Annotated in this window: 14 protein-coding genes; 7 read left to right on the top strand and 7 right to left on the bottom strand. The window is 71.8% G+C overall.

The features are described from left to right. Window position 1 precedes the first annotated feature (1 nt). Entirely contained in the window at window positions 2–1,513 is a 1,512-nt protein-coding gene (locus tag ACN269_RS30330) for a deoxyguanosinetriphosphate triphosphohydrolase family protein (protein WP_421475653.1), read from the bottom strand. 124 nt (window positions 1,514–1,637) lie between these two features. On the opposite strand from ACN269_RS30330, the gene ACN269_RS30325 reads away from it, so the two are divergent. Both ACN269_RS30325 and ACN269_RS30320 read left to right on the top strand, forming a co-directional pair. Further along, a complete protein-coding gene (locus tag ACN269_RS30325) occupies window positions 1,638–4,124 on the top strand; it encodes a Tex family protein (protein ID WP_421475652.1) in 2,487 nt (828 codons plus the stop codon). A gap of 600 nt (window positions 4,125–4,724) precedes the next feature. Then, window positions 4,725–5,186 (top strand): hypothetical protein, encoded by a 462-nt coding sequence (locus ACN269_RS30320; RefSeq protein WP_421476650.1) that lies wholly within the window; start codon window positions 4,725–4,727, stop codon window positions 5,184–5,186. Here ACN269_RS30320 and ACN269_RS30315 read toward each other — a convergent pair. Next, window positions 5,122–6,069, bottom strand: coding sequence for a DUF389 domain-containing protein (locus tag ACN269_RS30315; RefSeq protein ID WP_421475651.1), 948 nt, complete (start codon window positions 6,067–6,069; stop codon window positions 5,122–5,124). The genes ACN269_RS30320 and ACN269_RS30315 overlap by 65 nt on opposite strands. 226 nt (window positions 6,070–6,295) lie before the next feature. Between ACN269_RS30315 and ACN269_RS30310 the strand changes: the two genes are divergently transcribed. The 5 genes from ACN269_RS30310 (at window position 6,296) to ACN269_RS30290 (ending at window position 11,873) form a co-directional block, all read left to right on the top strand. Continuing rightward, window positions 6,296–7,423, top strand: coding sequence for an aminotransferase class I/II-fold pyridoxal phosphate-dependent enzyme (locus ACN269_RS30310; protein WP_421475650.1), 1,128 nt, complete (start codon window positions 6,296–6,298; stop codon window positions 7,421–7,423). Beyond that, window positions 7,420–8,475 carry a GNAT family N-acetyltransferase gene (locus ACN269_RS30305; RefSeq protein ID WP_421475649.1) on the top strand — a complete coding sequence of 352 codons (1,056 nt, stop codon included), beginning with the start codon at window positions 7,420–7,422 and terminating at the stop codon, window positions 8,473–8,475. The genes ACN269_RS30310 and ACN269_RS30305 overlap by 4 nt, the downstream gene beginning before the upstream one ends. Continuing rightward, window positions 8,472–9,104 (top strand): sugar transferase, encoded by a 633-nt coding sequence (locus ACN269_RS30300; protein WP_421475648.1) that lies wholly within the window; start codon window positions 8,472–8,474, stop codon window positions 9,102–9,104. Before ACN269_RS30305 ends, ACN269_RS30300 begins: the two co-directional genes overlap by 4 nt. Then, on the top strand, window positions 9,101–9,874 hold the full coding sequence (locus tag ACN269_RS30295) for a GNAT family N-acetyltransferase (protein WP_421475647.1): 774 nt from the start codon (window positions 9,101–9,103) through the stop codon (window positions 9,872–9,874). The genes ACN269_RS30300 and ACN269_RS30295 overlap by 4 nt, the downstream gene beginning before the upstream one ends. A 199-nt stretch (window positions 9,875–10,073) precedes the next feature. After that, on the top strand, window positions 10,074–11,873 hold the full coding sequence (locus ACN269_RS30290; protein WP_421475646.1) for a polysaccharide biosynthesis protein: 1,800 nt from the start codon (window positions 10,074–10,076) through the stop codon (window positions 11,871–11,873). 75 nt (window positions 11,874–11,948) lie between these two features. Here the strand turns inward: ACN269_RS30290 and wecB are convergent, their stop codons facing one another. The 5 genes from wecB to ACN269_RS30265 all read right to left on the bottom strand — a co-directional run bounded on the left by wecB (window position 11,949) and on the right by ACN269_RS30265 (window position 17,968). After that, window positions 11,949–13,073 (bottom strand): non-hydrolyzing UDP-N-acetylglucosamine 2-epimerase, encoded by a 1,125-nt coding sequence (gene wecB / locus ACN269_RS30285; protein WP_421475645.1) that lies wholly within the window; start codon window positions 13,071–13,073, stop codon window positions 11,949–11,951. Beyond that, window positions 13,070–14,308, bottom strand: coding sequence for a glycosyltransferase family 4 protein (locus tag ACN269_RS30280; protein ID WP_421475644.1), 1,239 nt, complete (start codon window positions 14,306–14,308; stop codon window positions 13,070–13,072). The genes wecB and ACN269_RS30280 overlap by 4 nt, the downstream gene beginning before the upstream one ends. Then, on the bottom strand, window positions 14,305–15,432 hold the full coding sequence (locus ACN269_RS30275) for an NAD-dependent epimerase/dehydratase family protein (protein ID WP_421475643.1): 1,128 nt from the start codon (window positions 15,430–15,432) through the stop codon (window positions 14,305–14,307). Before ACN269_RS30275 ends, ACN269_RS30280 begins: the two co-directional genes overlap by 4 nt. Next, window positions 15,426–16,466, bottom strand: coding sequence for an SDR family NAD(P)-dependent oxidoreductase (locus ACN269_RS30270; RefSeq protein WP_421475642.1), 1,041 nt, complete (start codon window positions 16,464–16,466; stop codon window positions 15,426–15,428). The genes ACN269_RS30275 and ACN269_RS30270 overlap by 7 nt, the downstream gene beginning before the upstream one ends. Before the next feature lie 236 nt (window positions 16,467–16,702). Beyond that, window positions 16,703–17,968 carry an O-antigen ligase family protein gene (locus tag ACN269_RS30265; protein WP_421475641.1) on the bottom strand — a complete coding sequence of 422 codons (1,266 nt, stop codon included), beginning with the start codon at window positions 17,966–17,968 and terminating at the stop codon, window positions 16,703–16,705. Between the last annotated feature and the right edge of the window lie 516 nt (window positions 17,969–18,484).

Below are 18,484 nucleotides of genomic sequence, written 5' to 3'. Positions count from 1 at the left end.
GTCAGAGTACGAAGGCGTCGGTCCAGAGCGCGCCGGAGCGACCGGAGAGCGCGTCGAGCATGGCCACCGCCTGGCCGTCGGTGAGCTGCGCGACGAAGTCCACGATGGCGCGCCCCCGGGCGCGACCGATCCGGTGCGGCGTGCGTGGGTGCAGCTCCGCCTCGGCCAGCTCGACCAGGTCGTGCAGCCGGCGGGGCAGCCGGGACTCCTCCTCCGGGTCGAGCAGCCACTCCCAGAGCGCCTCGACCAGGGTGCCCAGCAGCCGGGCCTGACCACGCTGGTGCAGGGCCAGGTCGGGGCGGGCCAGCACGAACCGGTGGTGGACGAACTTGAGCACCTGCACCTCGTGCCACTGCGCGCAGCCGAGCAGCACGTACCCGGAGCGCACCGACGGCTGGTCCGTCACGGTGATCGCCTCGACGAAGCGCGTGGACCAGCGGGCGGAGAACCGCGCCACGTACTGCTCGGCCTCGATCGAGCCGTCGAACGGCATCGCGAGCAGCCCGTCGACCAGCTCCTCGCGGACGTGTTCGACGGCGGCGGCGAACGCGTCGTCGTCGGCGATCCAGGCGTCCTTGCGGTGCAGTTGCCGGCGCAGCCGCTCGATGGCCGCGCCGGGTCGTCGGGCCGAGGTGGCCAACGCGGCGTCGGTGATCGCCCGGAAGTGCCCGCTCTCGCGCTGCCAGGCCATCAGCTCGGCGGACACCGCGCCCTGCTGGAGCACCCCGACGCGGTAGAAGTCCTCCACGTCGTGGATGGCGTACGCGATGTCGTCGGCGGTGTCCATGACGGACGCCTCGACGGTCTGCTGCCAGTCCGGGATGCGGCCGACGAACGGCTCCCGGGCCTGCCGCAGGTCGTCCAGCTCGGTGCGGTACGCCCCAAACTTCAACGAGCCGCTCTCCGGGTCGTCGGGTGGCGGGGTGGCGCCCCGTGGCGGCGGGTCCAGCAGGCGCGGATGGGGGTCGGGGTAGTCCAGCCGGGTCCACGGGTACTTCAGCATCGCCGCACGGACGGCGGCGGTCAGGTCCAACCCGGTGGTGGCCGCGCCCCGGATCTCGGTGCTCGTGACGATCCGGTACGACTGCGCGTTGCCCTCGAAGCCGTCGGCGAGATTGAGGCGCTGGCGGGCCAGCCGGTCGAGCACCCGCTCCCCGAGGTGGCCGAACGGCGGGTGGCCGAGGTCGTGGGCGAGCGCGGCGGCCTCCACCACGTCGGGGTCACAGCCGCCGAGTTTGTCCAGCAGGTCACGCCACCTGTCGTCGGCCGTCAACCGCTCGGCGATGGCCCGCGCCACCTGGGCGACCTTCAGGCTGTGCGTGAGCCGGTTGTGCACCAGCAGTCCGGAGCCGACCGGGCTGATCACCTGGGTGACCCCACCGAGCCGGGCGAAGAACGGCGAGCCGACGATCCGGTCCCGGTCGGCGCGGAACGGATCGGCCGCGAGGTCGCCGAGGGCTCGGGCGCTGCCGCCGAAGAGCCGCCGGGCGCGCGGCTCCGCAGGTGATTCCATGATCGCCACGCTAGCGCAGGCCCGGTAAGGCCGTCGCCGGGTCGCCCGGCCGGGTGCGGCGACAGTGGCCGGGGACGCCCGGCACAATGCAGCGGTACCCCACTTCCGAAGGCGGATCGAGATCGTGACCCAGTCTGTTCATCAGCGGATCGCCGACGAGCTCGGCGTGGCCGAGCGTCAGGTGCGGGCGGCCGTGGAGCTGCTCGACGGCGGCGCCACCGTGCCGTTCATCGCCCGCTACCGCAAGGAGGCCACCGGCCTGCTCGACGACACCCAGCTGCGCACCCTGGAGGAGCGGCTGCGCTACCTGCGGGAGCTGGACGAACGCCGGGCGGCCGTGCTGGAGTCGATCCGCGGCCAGGGCAAGCTGGACGAGGCCCTGGAAGCGCAGATCATGGCCGCCGACTCGAAGTCGCGGCTGGAGGACATCTACCTGCCGTACAAGCCGAAGCGGCGGACCCGGGCGCAGATCGCCCGCGAGGCCGGCCTCGCCCCGCTGGCCGAGACGCTGCTGGCCGACCCCACCCAGGACCCGAAGGCCACCGCCGCCGGGTTCGTCGACGAGGAGAAGGGCATCGCCGACGCCGCCGCCGCGTTGGAGGGCGCGCGGGCCATCCTCATCGAGACCTTCGCCGAGGACGCCGACCTGATCGGCACGCTGCGCGAGCAGATGTGGTCGCGGGGCCGGCTGGTTTCCCGGGTACGCGACGGGCAGGAGACGACGGGCGCGAAGTTCGCCGACTACTTCGACTTCTCCGAGCCGTACCCGAAGCTGCCCTCGCACCGCATCCTGGCCATGTTCCGGGGCGAGAAGGAGGGCGTGCTCGACCTGACCATGGAGCCGGAGGAGGCGGGCGAGGCCGACGCCGTACCGACCGGCCCCAGCCGGTACGAGGCGATGATCGCCGGCCGGTTCGGCGTGTCCGACGCCGGCCGGCCGGCGGACCGGTGGTTGACCGACACGGTCCGCTGGGCCTGGCGTACCCGCATCCTCATCCACCTCGGCGCGGACCTGCGGATGCGGCTGTGGCAGGCGGCCGAGGAGGAGGCCGTACGGGTCTTCGCCACCAACCTGCGCGACCTGCTGCTCGCCGCGCCGGCCGGCACCCGGGCGACCATGGGACTGGACCCGGGCCTGCGCACCGGCGTGAAGGTGGCCGTGGTCGACGCCACCGGCAAGGTGGTCGCCACCGACACCATCTATCCGCACGAACCGCGTCGGCAGTGGGGCGCCTCGATCGAGACCCTGGCCCGGCTGGCCGGCGCGCACGGCGTGGAGCTGGTCGCGATCGGCAACGGCACCGCCTCCCGCGAGACCGACAAGCTGGCCGGCGAGCTGATCAAGCGGCACCCGCAGCTCAACCTGACCAAGGTGATGGTCTCCGAGGCCGGCGCGTCGGTCTACTCCGCCTCCGCGTACGCCGCGCAGGAGCTGCCCGGGATGGACGTGTCGCTGCGCGGCGCGGTCTCCATCGCCCGCCGTCTCCAGGACCCGCTCGCCGAGCTGGTGAAGATCGACCCGCGCTCGATCGGGGTCGGCCAGTACCAGCACGACCTGTCCGAGGTGAAGCTGTCCCGGTCGCTGGACGCCGTCGTGGAGGACTGCGTCAACGCGGTCGGGGTGGACGTCAACACCGCCTCCGCGCCGCTGCTGACCCGGGTCTCCGGGATCGGGGCCGGGCTGGCCGAGAACATCGTGCTGCACCGGGACGCCAACGGGCCGTTCCGGTCGCGTACCGAGCTGAAGAAGGTGGCCCGGCTCGGGCCGAAGGCGTTCGAGCAGTGCGCCGGCTTCCTGCGGATCCCCGACGGGGACGACCCGCTGGACTCCTCCAGCGTGCACCCCGAGGCGTACCCGGTGGTGCGGCGCATCCTCGCCAGCACCGGTCAGGACCTACGCGCGGTGATCGGCAAGAGCGCGATCCTGCGCGGGCTGCGGGCCACCGACTTCGTCGACGACCGGTTCGGCCTGCCCACCGTCACCGACATCCTGGCCGAGTTGGAGAAGCCGGGCCGTGACCCCCGGCCGGAGTTCCGCACCGCCACCTTCGTCGAGGGCGTGGAGAAGATCAGCGACCTGACGCCGGGCATGGTGCTGGAGGGCGTGGTCACCAACGTGGCCGCGTTCGGCGCGTTCGTCGACGTCGGGGTGCACCAGGACGGCCTGGTGCACGTCTCGGCGATGTCCCGGACGTTCGTGAAGGATCCCCGCGAGGTGGTCAAGTCCGGCGACGTGGTCAAGGTCCGGGTGCTCGACGTGGACGTACCCCGCAAGCGGATCTCGCTGACCCTGCGCCTGGACGACGAGACCCCGGCCGGCGGTGGTCGGACGAGCCAGGACGGGCGCGGCGGCCCGGCACAGCGCGGCCCGCAGGGCGGTCGCGGCGGCCACGGCGGCTCCGGTGGCGGCCAGAGCGGGTCCGGGGGCCGCGGTGGCCACGGCAGGTCCGGGAGCCAGGGCGGGTCCGGGAGCCAGGGCAGGTCCGGGGGCCAGGGCGGGTCCGGGGGCCAGGGCAGGTCCGGCGGTCGCGGCGGACAGCAGCGGCAGGGTGCGCCGGCACCAGCAAACGACGCGATGGCGGAGGCCCTGCGCCGCGCCGGCTTGGCCTGATCGGTCAACCAACGCAAGGGATGCGCCCGGGAGGCCCCCCCGAGGGGGTGCCTCCCGGACCGCCTCGGACGCGCGGTGACCGGCTCGCCGGCCTCTCGGCGGGCACTGTCGAGCTGCCCCATTCATGGGGCGGACAGGCCCTCTGACCCGTCGACCCGCGAAAAGCTGCCCTGAAGTGTCGACCGGGACAAGCTGCCCTGAGCTGTCGGCAGCGACAAGCCCAAGGTGCGGGCACGAGCACAAGCACCACCGACCACCGACCACCGACCACCGACCACCGACAGTCTCGCGACCGCCCGGTCCGCGCACGGCACGGCCACGCGCCCGCAGGGCTCCCGGCTGCGGTGCAGATCTTGGACAGTTCCCGTTCGCGCCGAACGGAAACTGTCCAAGATCTGGAGTTGTCGTCCGGTGCGACCGCCCCACATCTGGGGGAGCTCGACAGGGGCAGCTCGATGGATGGCCCCTCGGCCGTCGACCTGATGCCCGGCGTGGAACCGCCTCGACGTGAGCGCGCCGGACGTACGGCAACTCGTCGACCGCGTCGCCCGGCGCACCCTGCGGGCGGCGCTCGACGGGGTCGGGGCGTACCGTCGGCTGGTGGGTGAGGACGACGGCCGGGAGTGGCGGGAGCGGCAGCAGCGGGCGGTGCGGGCGCACGCCGACGCGGAGGCCCGGCGGCGGGCCGCCGAGCAGGAGCGGGCCGCGGAGCTGGTGGCGTGGTTCGTGGCCGAGGCCACCCGGCGGGGGCTGCCGACCACGCGCCTGGTCGCGCGGGGTTACGACGGGCGCGGTCGCTACCGGACCGGGCTGACCGGTTGGTACGTCGACCGGGCCGAGACCCGGGCGGTGGACGTCGCCGGTCGGTTCCACCTGCTGACCGTGCCGGGCGGCCTACGGGCCCGGTTGTTCGGTGTCGAACCGCAGCCCAGCCCGCCTCCGCTGGTCATCGGGGCGGGCGGACGCGACGGCGAGTCGATTCCGCTACGGACGCTGCTCACCCGGCTGCTCGACGACGGGACCGCCGAGCCAGGTTCCACCACCAGAGCTGCTGCACGATGAGGGTGAGCAGGCCGGCCAGGACGATCGCGCTGAGGTTGATCACCAACTGAAGGGCTGAGCCGCCTGCCTCGTCCCACACCCCGTAGGCGGCGGCGACCGCCACGTTCGCCGCGGCCGGCACCGTGGTGACCGAGATCAGCACGCCGACCAGGCTGCCCGACTTCTTGGAGGTCAGCGAGAGCATGCCGGCCACCCCGGCGAGCAGGCCGACGACCCAGGACAGCGCGTCCGGTCGCCAGATGAAGTCGGTGAGCGGCCGCTCGGCGAGCAGCATCTCCTTGCTGACGAGACCGCTGGCGGTCAACGCCCAGGTGCTGAGCACGGTCACCACCATGGCCGCCAGGAAACCGACCGTCAGTGCCTGCACGGAACGGCCGATCACTCCGAGGCGGCGACGCAGCAGCGCCACGCAGAGCGCGGCGAGCGGGCCGAACTCGGGGCCGACCACCATCGCGCCGACGATGAGGATCGGCTGGTCCAGCAGCACGCCGATGCCGGCGATCATCGTCGCGACGATGATCAGCACCAGGTAGGTGCCGGACAGCTCGGTCTGCTCGCCGGTCTTCGCGGCGATCTCGTCCCAGACCACCGCGTCAGCCCCGCTACCGGGCGCGTCCTCGGCCGCGCGGGCGGCCGCTGCGGAGATGGTCAGCTCGACGTCGTCGGCGGCGATTCCCCCGCGCGCCTCCACACCGAGACGCTGAAGGCCCTGCAGCACACCGTCGGCGCTCTCGCGGACCACGTCGCACTGGATGAGGTCGCCGCGGGGCCGCCGGGCGGCACCGGGCAGCACCACCAGGTGGGTGACTCCGGGGTCGGCGGCCAGCAGGTCGGCCACCGCCTCCGACTGGTCCGTTGGAGCGATCACCCGCAGATGCAGCACCCACTGGCTCCCTTCGCGCGTTGAGCCCACCGGTGGGTGCGGCTCGCAGCACTGTAGCCGCCGCCGACGAGGGCTCGACGTGAAGCACCTTCCGAGTCTGGCACCCCCGTCGCGAGTGGAATATCCCGAAAACAGCCTCGAATAGCAGAAACGCAGGTATGGGAGCTGCACTGGTGGTAAAACCGGTTTGTCAGTTTAGCCCGGCGACGGCGGGAGTCACCCGAGCATGAGCAAGGTCTACCTCTCCCCGCCCGACGTCGGTCAGCTCGAGGAGTCGTACGCGCTGGCCGCCATCCGCTCCGGGTGGGTCGCGCCGCTGGGTCCCGACGTCGACGCCTTCGAGGCCGAGCTGGCGGAGCGGATCGGAACGTCGTACGCCGTGGCCACCAGCTCCGGGACAGCCGCCCTGCACCTGGCGCTGCTGGCGGTCGGCGCCGGCCCCGGGCAGGCGGTCGTCATGCCGACCCTGACCTTCGCGGCCACCGCCAACGCCGCCATCTACACCGGCGCCGAGCCGATCTTCGTGGACTGCGACCCCACGACCGGCAACATCGACGTGGGCCTGCTCGAGTCGGTGCTCGACCGGCTCGCCGCCGAGCGACGACCGGTCGCGGCGGTCGTGCCGGTGGACATGTTCGGCGTCTGCGCCGACTACGACCGCCTGCTTCCGGTGTGCGCTCGGGCCGGGCATCCGGTCATCGAGGACGCCGCCGAGGCGCTCGGGGCCACCCGCTCCGGCCGGGCTGCCGGGTCGTTCGGCCGCGCCGGCGTGCTGTCCTTCAACGGCAACAAGATCATGACCACGTCGGGCGGCGGCATGCTGCTCACCGACGACGCCGAGCTCGCGGCCCGCGCCCGGTACCTGGCGACGCAGGCACGCCAGCCCGTCGCGCACTACGAACACACCGACATCGGCTACAACTACCGGTTGAGCAACGTGCTGGCCGCCATCGGGCGGGCACAGCTGTCCCGGCTGGACGGCATGATCCGCCGCCGCCGCGAGTTGCGCGACCAGTACGCCAAACTGTTCGCCGCGTGTCCGGGGGTTCGACTGCTCGGCGACGGCGATCCCGGTGCCAACTGCTGGCTGACCACCATCGTGGTGGAGCCGGAGATCTCCGGGTGGTGGCCCGGGGAGTTGGCCGCCCACCTCGCCGCGCAGGACATCGAGACGCGTCCGGTGTGGAAGCCGATGCACCTGCAACCGGTGCACGCGGGAGCGGAGGCAGTCCTCACCGGCGCGGCGGAACGACTCTTCGCCACCGGCCTCACCCTGCCCAGCGGCTCGGCGATGGCCGAGCACGAGGGCGAGCGGGTCCGCCGGGCCATCGACGAGTTCCTGGACCGCCGGTGACCGACGGATTCGCGGTCACCGGCCCCGGCGCACCGGCCGCCCTGCTGGACGTCTCCTGCCCGGACATCTACTTCACCGCCGGCTACGGCCGGGCGGCCGCCGAGACCGAATCGGGCAGCTGGCAGCTGATCCACGAGCACGACCGGCTCATGTTGCCCCAGGTGGTGCGGGCGGTGAGCGACACCGACGCCGACGCCGCGAGCCCGTACGGCTACTCGGGCCTGCACGTCGCCGCCGGGTGCACCCCTGCGGACCTGGCCCGCTTCTGGTCCCGGGCAATCGAGTACTGGCGGGACTCCGGGGTGGTCGCGCTCTTCCTCCGCTTCTCGCCGCTGGATCCCGCCTCGGTCGAGGCGGTCCGGGGGCTCGGGTCCGTCGAGCTGACCCGCCGGGCCGACACCGTCACCGTCGACGTGTCGCAGGGGCGGGACGAGGTGTGGACCGGCATGGAAGGCCGATCCCGCACCGCGGTCCGCAAGGCCCGCCGGAGTGGCCTGACCGGCACCGTCCGCCCCGCCCGGCCGGACGACCTGCTTCCCGGCGCACCCTTTCGCCGGCTCTACGAGTCGACGATGGTCCGACTGGGCAGCCAGCCCTGGTATCTGTTCCCGGACCGCTACTACCGCCAGCTGGCCGCCGGCCTGGACAAAGGGCTGTCCATCGCGGAGATCCGCGACCCGGACGCCACAGTGGTGGCGGCCGCCCTCGTGCTGCGGCACCGCGACCGGGTCCACTACCACCTGGCCGGATCCGATCCGCTCGCCGCGCGCGCCGGTGCCAACAACCTGCTGGTCTGGAGCATCCTGGAGTGGGCCGCCGAGCACGGGTGCCGGCCGGTCCATCTCGGCGGTGGCGTCCGCGCCGACGACGGGCTCTTCCAGTTCAAGCGCTCCTTCGGCGGTGCCCGTACCCCGTTCTGGACGGGCGCCGCCGTCATCGCGCCGGACCGCTACCGGGAATTGGTCGCCGCGCAGGCCCGACGGCTGGGCCGCACGGCCGAGGAGCTCGAGTCCAGCGGCTACTTCCCGGCGTACCGGGCGGGTGCCGCATGAGCAGAGCGACCCTCGACACGCAACGTCGGATCAAACGGCTCATCGACGTCGTGGTGAGCCTGAGCATCCTGGTCGCGCTCTCTCCGGTACTGGCCGTGGCCGCGATCCTGATCCGGCTGCAACTGGGCGGGCCGGTCCTGTTCCGTCAGGAACGGACCGGGCGGGCGGGCCGCCCGTTCACCGTCTACAAGCTGCGCACCATGACCGACGAACGCGACGCGGACGGCGTACTCCTGCCGGACGGACAACGGTGCAAGGGCATCGGTCTGCTGCTGCGGCGGGCGAGCATCGACGAGCTACCCCAGTTGGTCAACGTGCTGAAGGGTGAGCTCAGCCTGGTCGGGCCACGTCCGCTGCTGCCCCGGTACGACCCGTTCTACACCGACCGGGAGCGGCTGCGTTTCGAGGTGCCCCCGGGGATCACCGGCCTGGCACAGATCCACGGACGCAACGGGCTCGCCTGGAACGAGCGTCTCGAACTGGACGTCGTCTACGTCACGAACTGGTCGCTCGGGCTGGAACTGCGGATCATCGGTCGCACCGTCCGCGCGGTCCTCACCGGCGCTGGCGTCGCGGCGGATCCGTCGGCGCAGATGCTCGACCTCGACCGGGAACGAATGCTGACGTGACGGTCCTGGTGCCGCGGTTCGGCATCGCCACCGTCGACGAGCCGACCGATCCGCACCTCGACGGGATCGTGGCACTGCTCCGTCAGTCCATACCCGCCGAGTGCGCGGGTCTGACGCCGTACCACTCGGCCACGTTCGCCGCCTTCCTCAGCGCCGCCGTCGCCCCGCCCAGCGACCTTCGTACGGTCGTGCTCCGCTACGTCCGTGACCCCGCCGGCATACGCGCGGTCGCCGACTGGCGGGTGATCGGCGGGCGACTCTTCCTCAACGGCATCGCGGTCGCCGCCGGGCACCGGGGACGAGGGTGGGGTGGGCTGCTGCTCGACGACGGGCACGACCTGGCACGCCAGCTCGGGTGCGCCGATCTCGCGCTGGACGTGTCGGTGGGCAACCCGGGGGCGCGCCGTCTCTACGAGCGACGCGGCTTCACCGACGAGTCGTACGCCCAGTGGACCGAGGTACGGCTCGATCCGGTGGCTCCCGAACCCGCCGTCCGCCTGCTCGACTGGCCGTCGTTCGCGGCGCACCACGCGGCGTACGGCTTCGGCGATCTTCGGATCGGATGGGCGACCGGCACGGCGGGCGTCCGTGTCGTCGGCGCGTCCCTGCGTCTCGCCGCGGAGGTGCCCGGCGCGGGCCTCGCCGCCGCACTGGCCCGGGTCCTACCGATCACCCGCTGCTATCGGATCGGCCCGACAGCTGAGGCCGGGACGTCCGGTGGCTTCGCCCGATTCGCCCGGATGTCACGTCCGGTCGAGCTCGGAAGCTGAGCACGGCACTCGGCGAGGCGGTACGTGAAAAAGACAAGTGATCAATAAATAGGAGGTATCACTACATAAGGCGTAAAAGCCGCCGTCCTGGCGGCCGAACGATTGGGACGAGGACACACACATGCCGCAGCGGCACATCGAAAGAGAACGACGCTCGGAAAGGGCCGGAGCGCGATGGGGGGCGGTACCCCGGGCGTGTGTGCTCCTCGCCACGGACGCCGGCGCCTGGATCGTCGGGGTTGTGCTGGCCACCTGGGCGCGTTACGAGTTCGACCTCACCACGGGCCAACTGACGCGCGCGGTGACCCTCGGCGGCCTCGCGGCGGTCCTGCACGCGGGGCTGGTTCCGGTACGGCGGCTCCGCTCGGGCCGGCACCCGGTCGGCAGCCTCCACGAGGTCCAGCACGTCGCCAGCACAGCGATCATGATCGGGTGCATCCTGACGGTGGGTCTGCTGCCGCTCGCCGAGCGACCGGTACCCGCCAGCACCCCCCTCATCGGCGGCGCCCTGGCCGTGCTGTTCATGCTCGCCGCGCGGTTCGCCTACCGACACCGCCACGATCTCGCCATGCGCCCCGACGTCCACTCGGCGACGCCGGTGCTGCTGTTCGGCATGGGCGACGCGGGCCAGGGCCTGCTGCGGGCCATGCTCGGCGATCCGCGTGGACGGTACCTGCCGGTCGGCGCGCTGGACGACGATCCGGAGAAGCGCGACCTGCGCGTCGGCGGAGTACGGGTGCTGGGCGGCCGACACGACGTCGGTACCGCCGTCCGACGCACCGGCGCGGGCGCCGTGATCTTCTCGGTCGCCAACGCCGACGCCGCGCTGATCCGTCAGATCCGCGAGGCGACCCTCGAGACGGGCGCCGCCTTCAAGGTGCTGCCGCCCGTGCGGGACCTGGTGGACCACCGGATCACCGTCACCGACGTCCGCGACGTGCAGATCAGTGACCTGCTCGGCCGTCGCCAGGTCGTCGCCGACCTGCCGCTGAGCGGCAACAGCCTGACCGGCCTGCGAGTCCTGATCACCGGCGCGGGCGGCTCGATCGGCTCGGAACTGTGCCGACAGGTCATGAAGGCCGATCCGGGTGAGGTGATGATGCTGGACCGCGACGAGACGGCCCTGCACAGCCTCCAGATGTCGCTGGCCGGGCGTGCCCTGCTCGACGGCCCGGAGCTGATCCTCGCCGACCTTCGCGACGACGAGGGCATCCGCCGGGTCATCCGGGAACGCCGGCCGGACGTCATCTTCCACGCGGCGGCGCTCAAGCACCTCACCCTGCTCCAGCGGCACCCCGGCGAGGCGGTCAAGACGAACGTCTGGGGCACCCTGTCGGTGCTCGACGCCTGCCGGGACGTGGCCAAGTTCGTGAACATCTCCACGGACAAGGCGGCCAACCCGATCAGCGTCCTCGGTTACTCGAAGCGGATCACCGAGTTGCTGACCGCGCAGGCCGCGTCACGCTTCCCGGGTACGTTCCTCAGCGTCCGGTTCGGCAACGTGTTGAGCAGCCGGGGCTCGGTGGTGACGGCGTTCCAACGGCAGATCGAGGCCGGCAACCCGCTGACCGTCACCCACCCGGACGTGACCCGCTATCTCATGACCGTCCAGGAAGCTGTCCATCTGGTCCTGCAGGCCGCGGAGATCGGCCGGAACGGTGAGGCTCTGGTGCTGGACATGGGTGAGCCGGTGCGGATCGCCGACCTGGCCCGGCAGATGGCCGACCATGCCACCAGCAGTGTCCCGATCGTCTACACCGGCCTACGGCCGGGCGAGAAGCTGCACGAGGACCTGCTCGGGGCCGGTGAAGTGGACACCCGGCCGTTGCACCCGCTGGTGTCGCACGTGACGGTGCCGGCGCTGGACCCGATGGAGGTGCGCGGGCTCGACCCGTACGCCGAGCCGGTGAAGGTCGTCGAGCAGCTCGCCCTGCTCTGCGCCCAGCCGACGATCTCCGTCGGGAACGGTCCGCTGGGCGTACCGCTGCAGTCCCGCTGACGATCGCCGACAGGGCCGGCCCCGCGGATCGCGGTGACCGGCCCTGTCGGCTGTCCGGGTGGAGCGCTGTGCAGATCAGCGGCGGATGCCCGCCCAGTCGTGGTGCCGGCGGACGGTGGAGAGGATGAAGTCGACGACCCGCCGGGAGGTGTCCGGCACCTGGTAGTCGACCGGGCAGGGGACGCCCTCCGCGGCGACCTGGGCCACGGTCACCTCGACCGCCTCGACCACGCCCTGTGGGTCGAGACCGGTCATGATGATGCCGCCGGCGTCCAGCGCCTCCGGCCGTTCGATCGACTCGCGCAACGTCACCGCGGGGAAGCCGAGGATGGCTGCCTCCTCGCTGACGGTCCCGCTGTCCGACAGCGTGCAGTACGCCCTGGTCTGTAGGTGCACGTAGTCGAGCAGGCCGAACGGCTCGTGGAAGGCGATGCCGTCCAGCGCGGTGGCGTCCGGAGCCAGCGCCTCCAGCCGTTTGCGGGTGCGCGGGTGGGTGGAGACCAGCACCGGCAAGCTCCACCTGTCGCGCACCGCGACCAGGCAGTCCAGCAGCCGGCCGAGCCGGTCGGGACGGTCCACGTTCTCCTCCCGGTGCGCGCTGACCAGGAAGTAACCGCCCGGATCCAGCTCCAACTGCCGGAGGATGGTCGAGTTGGCGATCGACGCCCGGTAGTGCTCCAGCACCTCCCGCATCGGGGACCCGGTGTGCAGGATGCGGCGCGGATGCAGACCCTCGGCGAGCAGATTGCGCCGGGCGTGTTCGGTGTAGACCAGGTTGAAGTCGGCCACGTGGTCGACCAGCCGGCGGTTGGTCTCCTCCGGCACGTTCAGGTCGAAGCAGCGGTTCCCGGCCTCCATGTGATAGACCGGCACCCGCATCCGCCGCGCCATCAACGCCGCGATGCAACTGTTGGTGTCGCCCAGCGCCAGCAGCGCGTCCGGCCGTAGCTCGGCGATCGCCTGCTCCATGCCGACCAGCACGCCCCCGAGGACCCGCCCGAGCGACGAGGTGTCGACCTCCAGGAACCGGTCGGGCTGGCGCAGCCGTAGCTCGGTGAAGAACACGTCGGACAACGTCGGGTCCCAGTTCTGGCCGGTGTGGACCAGAACGTGGTCGACCGTGTCGTCGAGCCGGGCAAGCACCCGGGACAGCCGAATGATCTCCGGTCGAGTGCCGACCACCGTCATGATCCTGGTCATGCCCGTCCTCTCTGCGCAGCCACCTTGGTCAGAATGTCCTCGAACTGGTCGACGCCCACCCGCAGCGACATCCGCTCCTGGTAGACCTGTCGGGCCCGGCGGCCCATCTCGCGCCGGGCGTCGGTAGGCAGGTCGGCCGCCGCCGCGAACTGGTCGGCGAGCGCCCGCCAGTCCTCCGGCGGGCTGACCAGACCGAGCCCGGCCGAACGGACGAGGGCCGCGGTGTCGCCGCCCGCCGCGGCGACCACGGGCATCCCGCAGGCCAACGCGGCCTGGAGCTTCGATGGGACGGCGGCCCGCAGGGCCGGCACGTCACGCAGGCACACCAACTGCCAGTCCGCCGCCGCGGACAGCTGCGCCATCTCGTCGGGGGGATGCCGACCGACGAACCGCACGTTGTCGGCGCCCAGGTCGGCAGCGAGTCGGCGGGCCGCGTCCTCGCCCGCGCCGGAGCCGACGAGCACCAGGTCCATCCGGTCCCGGACGGCGGCCGCCGCCCGGATGGCCGTGTCCAGGCCCTGTAGGAGCCCCAGGTTGCCGGCGAACATGACGGTGCACCGGCCGCGATGACCCAGCACCGCACGGGCCTCGGCGGTGACCGGCACCGGCCGGAACAGGGCGTCGTCGGTCCAGTTCCAGACCACGCGTACCCGGTCCGGGTCGGCGCCCCCCGCCACCACCCGCTCGGCCATCGTCGGTGAGATCACCACGATGGTGTCCGCCAGCCGGTACGTCGCACGCATCAGGGCGCCGACGGCCGACTCCAGCGAGCGACCTGCCCGGCCGGTGGGTGCCATGCCGGAATGCGTCACCGAGTCGGGCCACAGATCCTGCACGTGCAGCACGATCGGTGTCTGCCGGGTGGCGCGCAGCAGCGCCGCGGCGGCGATGGCCGTGGGCGGCGGGTGATAGACGTACGTGACGTCGACGTCGGCGAGCCACCGTGCCCCGGGCAGCGCGCTGCTGGCACCGAAGGACAGGAGACTCAACGCCCGCCGCAGGGCCGAGGCGTCGTGACTCGGATAGGCCGGCACCCGTCGGACCGCCACCCGCCCCTCGGTCTCCCGGTGCCCCCAGCTCTGCCGCCAGCCGGGATAGATCCGGCCGTACGGATAGCTCGGGAAGGTGGTGAGGACCCGCACCTGGTGGCCCCGCTCGGCGAGCCCGCTCGCCAGGTTGCCCGGGATGAACGCACCCTCGGGCGGATACCACTGGCTGATCAGGCCAACCTTCACGCGCCGACCGCCACCGGCGCCGTCCGGACCGCCTCCACCGGCTCGGGCCAGGTGTCCGGCCGGTCCGGGTCGAACAGCTCGTTGGTCCAGAACATCGTCACCAGGTCGTCCGGGCCGGTGTTGACCAGCTTGTGCACCCACATCGTGGGCATGTCCACCAGCACCGGCTCGGCGCCGCTGACCGGGAACCGCAGCACCTCGGTGTCGTCCACCCGGCGCAGACTGATCTCGGCCGACCCGCGCAGCACCACGAACCGTTCCACCTTCGCGAGGTGGAAGTGCTCGCCACGGGTGATGCCGGGGCGGGTGGTGGAGCAGAACGTCTGGCCGGCGCCGCCGTGCGCCTTGACCGTCTCGACCAGCTCGCCCCGGGCATCGGCCCGGCGGGGCAGCGAGATCGGGTAGTGCGCCGGGAAACAGTGCGACCGGTAGGTGTTGAACAGCCGTACGTCGTGCCGGCTCACCAGGGACGGGAACTCCCCGGTCCGGTACGTCGCGGCCATGCCGGTGAGCAGGCTGGCAAGGGCCTGCACACCGATCTTCACCGGCGGCATGGCCGGATCCCACGAGCCCCCGGCCGGCACACCGATGAGCCGGGCGGCCGCGTCGGTGACGTGCACGAGGCTCAGCTCCCGGTCGGCGTGCACCTCCGGCCGGCCGCCCTCGGCGAGCACGCGGCAGAACGTCGCCACGGCCGAGTTGTAGTACGGCCGCCCGTGCTCGCCGTACAGGTTCGGCAGCAACACGTCGTCGACCTCGATGCCGGTGGCCGCCAGCACCCGCGCGCCCGTGGCCTTCGCGTCGCCGTACGGGGTGCCGTTGCCGGCCTGCACCGAGTTCGCGTAGATCACCCGTGCCGGCGGGGTCGCACATCTCTTGAGGCCGTCGGCGAGCTGCGCGGCGAGTTGCACGTTCCCGGCTGCGACATCTGCGGGCTCGCCCCGGTTGACGCCGGCCAGGTGCAGCACCCGGTCGACCCCGGACACCTTGGCGGCGACCGCGTCGGGTTCGGTGAGGTCGGCCCGGGTGAGCACGACCGGTGCCGGCCAGTTCAGCGCCCGCAGCAGCACCCGCACGTGCCAGCCGAGGAACCCTCCGGCACCGGTGACGGCGAGCCTCAGCACGCCAGCACCGGATCCCGCAGCGCCAGCTCCGCGCGTATCTCGGGCAGCGTCCGCAACAACGCGATGATCTCGGGTACGCCGAGCTGCGGCGCGTTGGCCGAGTTGAAGTCCTCGCTCGGTCCGCCGCCGAGATCGCCCTCGGAGACGTACAGCGCGTAGTTGAGGTCGCGGGCGTCCAACGGCACCCGGAGGAACTCGCCGAAGTCCTCGGCCTGGGCGAGTTCCTCCCTGCTGGCCAGCGTCTCGGCCTGCTTCTCGCCGTGCCGTACGCCGATCACGTCGAGCTTGGCGGGTACGTCGAAGAGCTGGCACACCGCCTCGGCCAGATCGCCGACGGTGCAGGCGGCGGCCTTGCGGATGAAGATGTCGCCGGGCCGGGCGTGGTGGAACGCGTGCTCGACCAGCTCGACCGAGTCGGCGAGCGACATCAGGAACCGGGTCATCCCGGCGTCGGTCACGGTCGGCGCCCGGCCGGCCTTGATCTGTTCGACGAACAGTGGGATCACCGATCCGCGCGAGTACATGACGTTGCCGTACCGGACGCAGGAGACAGTGGTCGAGCTGTTCGGGTTGTTCCGAGCGTGTGCCTGGGCGACCTTCTCCATGAGGGCCTTGGTCATGCCCATCGCGTTGACCGGGAAGACGGCCTTGTCCGTGCTGAGCACGACGACGGACCCGACGCCGTTGCGCTCGGCGGCCTCGATGACGTTGGCGCTGCCCAGCACGTTGGTCCGGACGGCCTCCAGCGGGAAGAACTCACACGACGGCACCTGCTTGAGGGCGGCGGCGTGAAAGACGTAGTCGATGCCCCGGCTGGCCTTGAGCACCGAGTCGTAGTCGCGCACGTCCCCGACGTAGTAGCGGACCCGCTCGTCGCCGAGCAGCCGACGCATGGCGTCCTGCTTGGCCTCGTCCCGGCTGAACACCCGGACCTCGCCGGCACCACGGTCGAGCAGCCGGCGCACCATGGTCTGGCCGAAGGAACCCGTACCGCCGGTGATGAGAACACGGCGTCCGGTGGTTGCGAAATTCATTGATTCTCCCGTGTCGTCGCTACGCCGGTCCGCAAACCCGACGACTCGACGAGAGAGTCACGGGGCGCCCGCGCACCCGTCCGGAGCAAGGGCCACATCGGCCAGTTTCAGCATCCGGGACAACGAGAGGCGATCCACACAGATACGCCTTTCTTGACGAATTGACCGCAAAGCATGAATCGGCCGTTCAATGTGAAATGGGTACCGATCACGCCGATCACCGGCGTTGCGACGATCTAGCGGACCACAAAGCTGGGACCGGGCGAGGACATCCCGTGCGACGGGTCCTCATCGGCTCGGTGCCGGCCGGCCACCTGCCCCGACCTCGGCAGTAGGGACGTTCCCCTGGCCGTCCACCGCCACGTCCCCGGCGACAGCCGTGACCATAGCGCCGCGGCCAACCAACCGGCGGGAGACAGTTCCCAGTGACCGGACAGCAGGATCGGTAGCCACGCCACGATCAACACGCCAGCGAGGCATTTACCGACCTTGCCCGAGCCGGCCGGTCCGATCAGCACCGCCGCGCCGAGCGCGGCGAACAGTGCCAGCCCGACAAGGCCCAGCTCCACGGCAATGGTCAACGGGACGCTGTGCGCGCCGATGCCGGTGACGGTCGGGAACATGCCCGGCCCGATGCCCGTCCAGATGTGGCCCTCCCACAGCTGCCGGGCCAGTGCCCACAGATCGAGCCGCCCCGACATGCTGTCGTCCTTACGGGCGAAGAACTCCTGCAACCACAGCAGCCGCGAGTCTCCGTACACCCCGAACGGGATCGCGATGAGCAGGGCCGGAGCCGCTACCGCGACCGTGGTCCAGGCGACCCGGGGCGCGGCCCAGGCCGCGAGCAGGTACCCACCGATCAGGACCAGGGCCATGAGCGCGCCCCGGGTGCCGTTCCATAGCACCGCGTAGGCCAGCAGCGGGATCACCGCCAGCACCGCGAGCCGCAGCCGCCGGGACAGCCCACCGGCCAATGCCACCGCGACCGCGACCGCCGCCCCGGTGGCCAGCGAGTAGGCGGTGTAGTTCGGGTTCACCGCGCCGACCCCGACGCGGATCAGCGCCGGGTCGACCGTCGGGTCGACCCCACGGGCACTGCTGATCACCTCGACGGCCGCCCAGACGCACCCCCCGAGGTAGGCGCAGCCCACCAACGCGAGATGCGACGCGTTGGCCACCGCTTGACGCGCCGCGACGAACAGCGTGCACATCCCCCAGTACGCCCACAGCGCGTCGGCAGACGCCGGCACCCAGGTCACACTGATCGCCGCGGCGCTCGCCCAGACGGCCAACGCGACCGCGAGGAGATCTGGCCACCCGAGACGGCGCCACGCCGACGGGACAACCAGCAGCAGCGCGATCCACACATGCCGCCCCTGCACGACGGTCGGCGCGACCGGCGCCACCGCGGCGAGCACGCACACGATGACCAGCCGCAGCCCGGCCCAGAGGTGCACGGTCGGCAACCGAGGGTCCCGACGGTGGCCGAGCCGCGCTTCCATGGTCCGCACCACGCCGTTACTTCTCCCTCGTCGCGGCGGCCCCTCCCGCCGCTGCGGCCGGACCGATACCCCCTTCATCGCCCAACGCGACCAGGAGCCGGTGGGAAACTGTCGGATCGCACCCGATGACGGGAGATCTGGTGCCAGTCAGGGCGCAACGCGGTGCCCGCGTGCCGGGCAGGGTCGCCGGCAGCATTCGCGAAAGGTGCCAGATATCGGATCAAACGCTGATATAAACCCATCAACACTTGTGACACCACCATCGGGCACGCCTCGCCCGTGACGTGACCTGCTCGCGCGGCGACAGGGCTCCGGTCGATCCAAGTGCCAACCCCGCGGACCAGATCGGGGACGAGGAGAACCACCCCCGCCGGGAGGCACCCGGCGGATCGGGAACTGACGCGGGAGCACCGACCGGATGACCACGACTGCGCCGAGCACCAGACGTTGGAACGTACCGGCGCCCGCGCCCACCGAGCCCATGCACCAGCCTGGGCCCTTTCGCCATTCGCCGCG

The organism is Micromonospora sp. WMMD736 (assembly GCF_049179015.1).
Taxonomy (GTDB): domain Bacteria; phylum Actinomycetota; class Actinomycetes; order Mycobacteriales; family Micromonosporaceae; genus Micromonospora.
This window is presented reverse-complemented; position numbering and strand designations above follow the sequence as displayed.